The following is an 8,372-nucleotide window of genomic DNA, read 5'->3' as shown; positions in this document are numbered from 1 at the left end:
AGCAGCCATCTGGCACAACCGAGCCAACGGAACACCACTGACCAGGTCACTCATCGCCTACGACCACTGAGCAGGCTTCGGACTTACTCGTCTAGCGGGCACACCACGGGTCCGCAGGGAGGGACGTCCGGGCGCGGGGTCAGCGGCGGGATGTCAGCGGCGGGTGGTGCGGACGGCGCCCGTCGTGGCCGTGATGATCAGGGCGATCGCGGTGCACTGGCGGAGGGTGAGGGTCTGGTCGAGGACCAGGTAGCCCGCCAGGGCGGCCAGGGCGGGGGCCAGGCTCGTGAGGACCGCGAAGGTGGCGGCGGGGAGGCGGCGCAGGGCGAGGAGTTCCAGGGCGTACGGCACGCCGGAGCCGAGCACCGCGACCGCCAGGCCCAGCGCCAGGACCCGCGGCTCCAGCAGGACCGCGCCCGCGGAGGCGATGCCGGACGGCAGGGCGACCAGGGCGGCCACGGCCATGGCGAGCGCGAGGCCGTCCAGCCGGGGGAAGCGGGCGCCGGCCCGGGCCCCCGCCACGATGTACGCCGCCCACATCGCCCCCGCCCCCAGCGCGAAGGCCACGCCCGCCGCGTCCAGGCCGCCCGCGCTCCCGCCGCCCAGCAGCCAGACCCCGGCCAGCGCCAGGCCGGCCCACAGCAGGCTGAGCGGGCGGCGGGTGGCGGCCACCGACAGCAGCAGCGGCCCGAGCACCTCGCACGCGACCGCCGCGCCGAGCGGGATGCGCTCGACGGCCTGGTAGAAGAGGAGGTTCATGCCGCCGAGCGCCAGGCCGTAGCCGAGGACCACCGCCCAGTCGGTGCGCCCGTACCCGCGCACCCGGGGCCGTACGAAGACCAGCAGGAGCAGCGCGGCGAACGCCACCCGGAGCGCGACCGTGCCGAGCGCGCCGGCGCGCGGGAACAGCAGCGCGGCCACGGCGGACCCGAACTGCACGGTCACCGCCCCGGCCAGCACGAGGGCGACACCGCCGAGGGTGCCACGGCCGGGAGCGTGGCGGACGACGGTGTGCGCGGACGCGCCGGGGGGTGTCGCGGCCGGTGCCGGGGACGGAGACGGGGCGGTGGGGGCCGCGGAGGCAGCGGGAGCCGGGCGGCCCGCGGAGGTCGTGGCCGGGGTCGTGGGTGTCATGAGTATCACCGTAGGAAAGTGCTGACGCGGCGTGAAATGCCGCCTGCCCGCTGGTTATGCTCCTGAGGCATGACCATCGAGCTGCGGCACCTCCGCGCCTTCCTCGTGATCGCCGAGGAGGGCAACGTCACCCGGGCCGCCGCCCGGCTGCACATCGGCCAGCCCGCTCTCTCCCGCACGCTGCGCCAGCTGGAGGACCACCTCGGCGCCCGGCTCGCGGACCGGTCCACCCACCACCTGGAGCTGACCGCCGAGGGCCGGGTCTTCCGCGACAAGGCCGCCGCCGCGGTCGCCGCCGTCGAGACCGCCCTCGACCCGGCGGGCCTGCGGAGCTGGCCGCTGCGGCTGGGCCACACCTGGGCCGCGCTCGGCGACCGCACGGTCGCGCTGCTGCGCCGCTGGGACGAGACCCGCCCCGGCACCCCGCTGGAACTGCTGCGCGTCGACGACCCCACGGCCGGCCTCACGCGCGGGAAGGTCGACGCCGCCCTGCTGCGCGGACCGGTCACCGCTCCCGGGCTGCGCACCGAGGTGCTGGCGCACGAGGACCGGGTGGTCGTCATGGCGGCGGACAGCCCGCTCGCGGCCCTGCCCCGGATCACCCTGGCGGACCTCACCGCCCACCCGGTCGCCCTCAACACCGTTTCCGGCACCGCCACGCCGGACCTGTGGCCGGTCGCGGCGCGCCCCGCCACCACCCTGCCGGTGACCAACACCGACGAGTGGCTGATGACCATCGCGGCGGGCCGCGCCGTCGGCGTCACCACCTCCGCCACGCCCGGCAACCACCGTCATCCCTCCCTCGCCTACCGGCCGTTGGCGGACGCACCCCCGGTGCCCGTCTCCCTCTGCTGGCGCAGGGGCCCCACCCACCCGGCACTCCCGTCCCTCCAGGCCCTGGCCCGAGAAGTCCTGGCTGTCGGTGCCCGGGGATAGGTTCGCGGGCATGTCCCCTCCTCCTCCGGTGCCGTCCGCGGCGCACCAGCTGTCCCGGCTCGACGAGCTGGCGGCCCTGCCGTTCCCGGCCGAGGAGCGCCGCTCGGCGGCGTCCCACGGCTGGAGCGGTCCCGGCTACCACTTCGAAGTGCTCCGCGAGAGCCGGGACTTCTGGGAGAGCCGCGCCGAGGAGCTCGTCGAAGCCGCGGAGAGCGAGATCGAGGCCGCCCGCGCCGCGCTGGCCGCCGTACTCACCGCCCGCTGGGGGCCCGCCCGGACCGTGGAGCTCTGGCCGTACCTCGGCTCCGGCCACCCGGACCCCGGGTACCAGGCGCCCGAGCCGCTGTCGCTCCTGGCCGGGCTCGCTGCCGGCATGGAGGTCTGGCGGCCGCCGGGTACGGAGCGCTGGGTCGCCCTCGCCGTCGGCCAGGCCGATCCGGAGTTCCCGGTCCACCTCCTCGCCGCGATCGGGCACGGGCCGCTGCCCGGCCCGTGACGGGTGCGCGGGTCACGCGGTGAGGTTCGTGAAGGTGCGGGCGTTCTCCACCGCCGCGCCGCCCGGGTCGTTGTTGAAGTACGCGTAGACGTCCGCCGTGCGCGGCCACGTGCCGGACAGGCGGGCCGCCCACGAGCGCAGTGCGGTGCGCCCGTAGCGCGGCCAGGGCCGGGCGCGGCCCTCGTGGAGGCGGAGGTAGCCCCAGTCGGCGGTGCGCCACAGCGGTGCCACCGGGCGCGAGTCCCGGTCCGCCCAGCACAGGGCCGCCGACCGGGACACCAGCACCTCCCGCACCTCGTCCGTCCACCAGGAGGGGTGCCGGGGCTCGACGGCCACCCGGACGCCGGCCGGGAAGCAGGCGAGGCACGCGTCGAGGGCCTCCGGGTCGCCCCGCAGGGTCGGCGGCAGCTGCAGCAGCACCGGCCCCAGCCGGTCGCCGAGGGCCGTGCAGCGCGCCATCAGCCGGTCCACCGGCTCGGCCGGGTCCCGCAGCCGCCTGATGTGCGTGAGGTACCGGCTGGCCTTGACGGCCATCACGAAGCCGTCGGGGGTCCGTTCGCGCCACGCGGCGAACGTGTGCTCCTCCGGCAGCCGGTAGAAGGCGTTGTTGTTCTCCACGGTCGGGAAGCTGCGGGCGTACTCCTCCAGCCACAGCCGCTGCGGGCAGCCCGGCGGGTACAGCACCCCGCGCCAGTCCCGGTACTGCCACCCGGACGTTCCGACGAGCACCGCCATGCCTCCATGGTGCGCGGTCCCGGCTCAGGCGTGCCAGAGCACGGACCGGCGGTGCCGGGCCGGCGGTACGTCGACCCGCTCGGCCCCCCGCAGCCGCAGCGGGCCCCCGGGGGCGTACACCAGCCCGCGGATCCGGTCGGTCGCGGCCCGCAGCCGCGCCCGCTCCCGGCGCTCCGCCAGGGTGGCCGCCACCGTGAGTGCGCGGTCGTCGCCGGAGCGGGGGTACGCGTACACGGCCACCCGCACGCGGACGTACCGCGGAAACGGCCGGCGCCCCTCGCGGGCGGCGTCGCCCAGCTCGCGGCGGCCGTAGCGCGGCACCGTGAGGTCCACGACGCGCCAGGGGCGGGCGCCGTACGGCAGGCGGGGCGCACGCCGGCTGCGGATGTGATGGGCGGTACGTGACACGAAGGGCTCCTTCGGCAGGCAGCCGCCGGGAATCTCCCCGCGGCCCTACCGGAAGCCCGCGGGCTCCCCGGCACGCCGGGCGCGCGCCGCCGCCGCGGCATGCGCCGCCGCCGCACCGCGCACGGGCCGGGCCGTCACTCGCCCGTCGCCCCGTCGATCGCCTCGCGGATCAGGTCGGCGTGGCCGTTGTGGCGGGCGTACTCCTCGATCATGTGGGTCAGCACGTACCGCAGCGCGTACGTCTCGCCCCGGAAGGTCACGGTCTCGTCGAGCGACGCGAAGCCGGCCACGGCCGCACGGGACCGGTCGCACTCGGCCCGCCAGAAGGCGAAGGCCTCCTCCGGGTCGGCGTCCGCCACCTGGAAGTCCGCGAACTCCCCGTCGACCGCCGCCCACAGCGCGCCCCGCGGCTCGCCCAGCACGACGTTGGAGAACCAGCCGCGCTCCACCTCGGCCGCGTGCCGCACCAGCCCGAGCAGGGTGAGCCCGGAGGTCGGCACGGCCCGCCTCCTGAGCTGCCCGGCCGTCAGGCCGGCGCACTTCACGGCCAGCGTCTGCCGCTGGTAGTCCAGGAAGGAGGTCAGGGAGGTCCGCTCGTCGGCCACCGTCGAGGGCGCCACCCGCTGCTGATCGTCCATCCGATGATCATGTCAGCGCGGGCGGGGGCCGTCCCGTCATTTTTCCGGTACGGCGCCCAGCATCCGCACGAAGCCGTCGACGGCCCGCGTCTGCTCCTCGGCCGTGAACCGCACCGGGTCGAACAGGGCCTGGACCACCAGCCCGTGCACGAAGGCCACGCACGTCGCGGCCAGGCGCGCGGGATCCGCGTCCGGCGCGACCTCCCCACGCTCCCGCGCCGCCTCCAGGTGCGGAAGCAGCGCCTCCCGCATCCGCCCGTACCGCTCCGCCTGCTCCGCGCCCAGGCCCTCGTCCGCGAGGGCGAGGTCCCAGGAGCTGACCCAGATGCGGTTGCGCGCCGTGTCGTCGGCGCCCAGCGGCAGGACGTCCAGCAGCACCGCCCGCAGCGCGGCGAGCCCCGCCACCGGCCTGGCCCGCCGGGGCCGTTCGGCGCTGCGCCGCTCCAGGATGTCGAGCGCGTGCACCACCAGGGCCCGCTTCGTCGGGAAGTAGTGCATCAGCATCCCGGTCGACACGCCCATCTCTGCGGCCACCGCGCGCAGCGTCAGACCGCCGAAGCCCTTGCCGGCCAGGACGCGCCACACCGCCTCGGACACGTCCTCGCGGCGGGCATCGCGGTCTCCTCGTGCTGGCGGCATGGGGGTCACCCTACCTACACTCACGTACCGAACGCTCGTTACGTACTACCTGCGCCACCTACCGCGAGACAGAACCGCACCGAACCGCACCGCACCGCACCGCACCGCACCGAATCGAGGCCCCGTGTACGCGATCCCCCTGACCGCCGACGCCACCCTGCGCCCGCTCGAGCCCTGGATGGCACCGGAGTTCCTGGCCCACATCGACCGGGCCCGCGACCACGTCGACCCGTGGATACCGTGGGCCACCTTCAGCACCGACCTCGAATCCGCCACCGCCACCCTCCAGCGCTACGCCGACCGCCAGTGCAAGGACGACGGCCGCATCTGCGGCATCTGGCTCGGCGACACCCTGGTCGGCGGGGTCATGTTCGTGTCGTTCGACACCACGTCCGGCGTCGCCGAGATCGGCTGCTGGCTGGAGCCGGCCGCGGAGGGGAAGGGCCTGGTCACTCGGGCCTGCCGGGTGCTGATCGACTGGGCGTTCCGGGAGCGCGGGATGCACCGCGTGGAGTGGTGGGCCACCTCGTGCAACGAGCGCAGCATCGCGGCGGCCCGCCGCCTGGGCATGACCCGCGACGGCGTGCTGCGCGAGTGGTACCCGTACCGCGGCACGCGCCACGACGAGGAGATCTGGGCGGTCCTGTCCCGCGACTGGCCGGCGGCAGCCTGACCCGTCACCGTCCCGCCCCCACCGGCCCCGCCCTCCACCGTCCCGACCCGCCGCCTGCCGGCCCGCCGCCCCCTGGCCCACCGGCGTCCCGCGCGTCCGCCCAGCGGACGGGACGTCCGCAATGTCGACAGGCCCCCTCCCCCGAACTATCCTCCCGCTGCTGGTGCGCATCGGGGGACGACGCACTTGGGGGCGGCGTGCGATTCAAGGTGCTCGGACCCGTGACCGTCGAGGACGGCGCGGGGCGCGAGACCGTCGTGCAGGGGGCGAAGCAGCGGGCGCTGCTGGCCGTCCTGCTCGGACGGCAGGGGGCGGCGGCCTCGGGCGAGGTGCTGGCCGGGGCCCTGTGGGGCGCGGACCCGCCGGAGTCGGCCGCCGCGATGCTCCGCTGGCACGTCCACAAACTCCGCAAGTCCCTCGGCGACGACCGGCGGCTGACCCGCTCCGCGGGCGGCCACACCCTGGTCCTGGCGCCGGGGGAACTGGACGCCGCCGAGTTCGAGGGCCGGTACGCGGCGGCCCGCCGCCTGTACGACGGGGGCGACCCGGCCGGGTGCGCGGAGCAGCTGGAGGCGGGCGAGCGGCTCTGGCGCGGACCCGCGTACGAGGACCTGGACCTGGACGCGCTGCGCGAGGAGGCCGCCCGGCTGGAGGAGCTGCGCGCGGCCGCCCAGGAGCTGGCCGCCGAGGCCGACCTCGCGCTCGGCCGCACCGCCCCGGCGGTCTCCCGGCTCCGGCTCCTCGTCGCGGCCCACCCGCTGCGCGAACTGCCGCGGGCCCGTCTGATGCACGCGCTCTACCTCGCCGGGCGCCAGGCGGAGGCCCTGGCCCTGTACCAGGAGGGGCGCCGGCTGCTCGCGGACGAGCTGGGCATCGATCCCGGCCCCGAGTTACGCACCGCCGAGCGGCTGATCCTCACCCAGGCACCGGAGCTGCGCCCGCCCCTCGCACGTCCCCCTCTGCCGCACCTGCCGCAGCACCCGCAGCAGGGACCGCAGCGCCCGTCCCGCACCACCGCGCCCCCGCCGCCCACCGAACTCCCCCGCGGGACCCAGCACTTCACCGGCCGCGCCGCCGAGGCCGCACTGCTCGCCGAGGCGCTGGCGGACGGCGGCATCGCCGCGGTCTCGGGACCGCCCGGCATCGGCAAGACCGCCCTCGCCGTCCACGTGGCCCACCGCCTGGCCCCCCGCTACCCCGACGGCCAGTGCTGGGTGCCCCTGCGCACCGCCCCCGGCACCGGTCCGCTGCTGCGCCGGCTGCTGCGCTCGCTGGGGACCCCTGCCGGAGACCCGGGCCTGGACGAACTGACCCCCGACGAGCTCACCGCCGCGTTCCGCACGGCCACCGCCGGGCGCCGGGTGCTGCTCCTGCTGGACGGCGCGGAGGACGCCCCCCTGATCGCCCCGCTGCTGCCCGCCGGCCCCGCAGCGGGCGTGCTGATCACCGGCCGGGCCCAGCCCGCCGCCCCCGCCGTGGACCTGCGGGTCCGGCTGGGCCCGCTGTCGCCCGCCGAATCCGTGGCGCTCCTGGCGGCGTCGGTGGCCGACGGGCGGCTGGGCGCCGACCCCGGGTCGGCCGCCGCGCTGGCCGCGCACTGCGACGGGCTGCCGCTGGCCCTGTCCATCGTGGCGGCGCGGATGCTGGCCCGGCCCCGCTGGAGCGCGGCCGAGTTCGCCGTGCGGCTGGCGGACGAACGGCGGCGGCTGGACGAGCTGGACGACGGGGAGCGCTCGGTGCGCTGCTGCCTCCAGGGTGCGTACGAGGGGGTCGCGCGCGGTCTGCGCGGGGCGGTCCGGGGCCGGTTGCTGCCGCTGTTCGCGCTGGTCGGGGCGGTGGGGGCGGTCTCTGTGCGGACGGCTGCCCGCGCGCTGGGGATGACCGAGCGGGACACCGAGTGGCTGCTGGAGGCGCTGACCGACGTACAGCTGCTGGAGACGGACGCGCCGGGGTGGTACCGCGCCGAGGGCCTGACCCGGCTCTTCGCCCGCGAGGGGGCGACCACGGCGAAGCGGCCGGCCGCCGTCCGCGAGGGGACGACGGCCGGCCGTGGCGCTGCCCCCGGTCAGCAGGGGTTGAAGTAGTACACCGGGGTCCAGTAGACGCCGGTGGGCACGGCCGCGTACGCGCCGCGGGAGTAGTACAGGACCTGCTTGCTGCTGTTCTCCAGGCGGGCCTGGGTGCCCGAGGTCTGGTTGTTGATGTACGAGCCGTAGCCCGCCCACGGGATGGACGTGTGCGTGCCGCAGCTGTCCTCGCGGATCTGCGTGCCGCCGTAGTTCTCGTACTGGTAGGCGCAGAAGTAGTAGTACGGGCAGTCCACGAACGCGGCGCCCGCGGAGGCGAGGCTGCGGGCCTTGCGCTCGCCGGGCAGCGCGACCGTGAGGGTGCCGCCGCTCGGCAGAGTGATCTCGTTGGCCGCCGACTGCCGGCCGCCGGTCTTGGCGAGGTAGCCGTCGACCTGCTTCTGCAGCGACTTCGTCTGGGCGGCCGTGAGGCCCGCCCGGGCGGCCTGGCCCGCGAACGGCGTGCCGCCGCCCGAGGCGCTGGCGGAGGCGGTCATCCCGAAGGCGACCGCGCACACGGCGGCGAGCGCGGCGAAGAGGATCCGCCACAGCCCCTGACGTTGCACGGAACGACGCTGTGCCACGTGGTACTCCCTTGACTCGGTGGGGTCGTGCTCAACACACGCCACACTCACAGCCGGGTGTTG

At 76.3% G+C, this 8,372-nt stretch carries 10 protein-coding genes; 4 read left to right on the top strand and 6 right to left on the bottom strand.

Annotation, left to right across the window (positions count from 1 at the left end; genetic code table 11):
- Nucleotides 1–153 precede the first annotated feature (153 nt).
- Nucleotides 154–1,134: an EamA family transporter gene (locus tag ACIQUQ_RS18850; protein ID WP_403977015.1), complete on the bottom strand. Its 981-nt coding sequence runs from the start codon at nucleotides 1,132–1,134 to the stop codon at nucleotides 154–156.
- 69 nt (nucleotides 1,135–1,203) lie between these two features.
- Here ACIQUQ_RS18850 and ACIQUQ_RS18845 point away from each other — a divergent pair, with 69 nt between their 5' ends.
- Together ACIQUQ_RS18845 and ACIQUQ_RS18840 are read left to right on the top strand one after the other, a co-directional pair.
- Entirely contained in the window at nucleotides 1,204–2,070 is an 867-nt protein-coding gene (locus tag ACIQUQ_RS18845) for a LysR family transcriptional regulator (RefSeq protein WP_403977014.1), read from the top strand.
- A gap of 10 nt (nucleotides 2,071–2,080) precedes the next feature.
- Complete coding sequence (locus ACIQUQ_RS18840) at nucleotides 2,081–2,566, top strand: hypothetical protein (protein WP_403977013.1); 486 nt, start codon at nucleotides 2,081–2,083, stop codon at nucleotides 2,564–2,566.
- Nucleotides 2,567–2,578: 12 nt separating this feature from the next.
- On the opposite strand, the gene ACIQUQ_RS18835 is transcribed toward ACIQUQ_RS18840, so the two are convergent.
- The 4 genes from ACIQUQ_RS18835 to ACIQUQ_RS18820 all read right to left on the bottom strand — a co-directional run bounded on the left by ACIQUQ_RS18835 (nucleotide 2,579) and on the right by ACIQUQ_RS18820 (nucleotide 4,986).
- Nucleotides 2,579–3,301: a DUF72 domain-containing protein gene (locus tag ACIQUQ_RS18835; protein ID WP_403977011.1), complete on the bottom strand. Its 723-nt coding sequence runs from the start codon at nucleotides 3,299–3,301 to the stop codon at nucleotides 2,579–2,581.
- Between the two features lie 24 nt (nucleotides 3,302–3,325).
- Entirely contained in the window at nucleotides 3,326–3,709 is a 384-nt protein-coding gene (locus tag ACIQUQ_RS18830; RefSeq protein WP_403977009.1) for a hypothetical protein, read from the bottom strand.
- A gap of 134 nt (nucleotides 3,710–3,843) precedes the next feature.
- On the bottom strand, nucleotides 3,844–4,347 hold the full coding sequence (locus ACIQUQ_RS18825) for a DinB family protein (protein ID WP_403977007.1): 504 nt from the start codon (nucleotides 4,345–4,347) through the stop codon (nucleotides 3,844–3,846).
- Nucleotides 4,348–4,383: 36 nt separating this feature from the next.
- Nucleotides 4,384–4,986, bottom strand: a complete 603-nt coding sequence (locus tag ACIQUQ_RS18820; protein WP_403977005.1) for a TetR/AcrR family transcriptional regulator — start codon at nucleotides 4,984–4,986, stop codon at nucleotides 4,384–4,386.
- 124 nt (nucleotides 4,987–5,110) lie between these two features.
- Here ACIQUQ_RS18820 and ACIQUQ_RS18815 point away from each other — a divergent pair, with 124 nt between their 5' ends.
- Nucleotides 5,111–5,659, top strand: coding sequence for a GNAT family N-acetyltransferase (locus ACIQUQ_RS18815; RefSeq protein WP_403977003.1), 549 nt, complete (start codon nucleotides 5,111–5,113; stop codon nucleotides 5,657–5,659).
- Nucleotides 5,660–5,880: 221 nt separating this feature from the next.
- Nucleotides 5,881–7,743 carry a BTAD domain-containing putative transcriptional regulator gene (locus ACIQUQ_RS18810; RefSeq protein WP_403977001.1) on the top strand — a complete coding sequence of 621 codons (1,863 nt, stop codon included), beginning with the start codon at nucleotides 5,881–5,883 and terminating at the stop codon, nucleotides 7,741–7,743.
- On the opposite strand, the gene ACIQUQ_RS18805 is transcribed toward ACIQUQ_RS18810, so the two are convergent.
- Nucleotides 7,725–8,309: a hypothetical protein gene (locus ACIQUQ_RS18805; RefSeq protein WP_403976999.1), complete on the bottom strand. Its 585-nt coding sequence runs from the start codon at nucleotides 8,307–8,309 to the stop codon at nucleotides 7,725–7,727. The two genes, ACIQUQ_RS18810 and ACIQUQ_RS18805, sit on opposite strands and share 19 nt — an antisense overlap.
- Nucleotides 8,310–8,372 lie beyond the last annotated feature (63 nt).

This window comes from Streptomyces sp. NPDC101118, from assembly GCF_044759445.1.
Classification (GTDB): Bacteria; Actinomycetota; Actinomycetes; order Streptomycetales; family Streptomycetaceae; genus Streptomyces.
The sequence above is the reverse complement of the archived record's forward strand: the minus strand, read 5'-3'. Positions and strand labels throughout refer to the sequence as shown.

Excerpts from the sequence above, each read along its gene's own strand:
- ACIQUQ_RS18850 (WP_403977015.1), bottom strand. The coding sequence starts at position 1,134 with ATGACACCCACGACCCCGGCCACGACCTCCGCGGGCCGCCCGGCTCCC.
- ACIQUQ_RS18845 (WP_403977014.1), top strand. The coding sequence starts at position 1,204 with ATGACCATCGAGCTGCGGCACCTCCGCGCCTTCCTCGTGATCGCCGAG.
- ACIQUQ_RS18840 (WP_403977013.1), top strand. The coding sequence starts at position 2,081 with ATGTCCCCTCCTCCTCCGGTGCCGTCCGCGGCGCACCAGCTGTCCCGG.
- ACIQUQ_RS18835 (WP_403977011.1), bottom strand. The coding sequence starts at position 3,301 with ATGGCGGTGCTCGTCGGAACGTCCGGGTGGCAGTACCGGGACTGGCGC.
- ACIQUQ_RS18825 (WP_403977007.1), bottom strand. The coding sequence starts at position 4,347 with ATGGACGATCAGCAGCGGGTGGCGCCCTCGACGGTGGCCGACGAGCGG.
- ACIQUQ_RS18820 (WP_403977005.1), bottom strand. The coding sequence starts at position 4,986 with ATGCCGCCAGCACGAGGAGACCGCGATGCCCGCCGCGAGGACGTGTCC.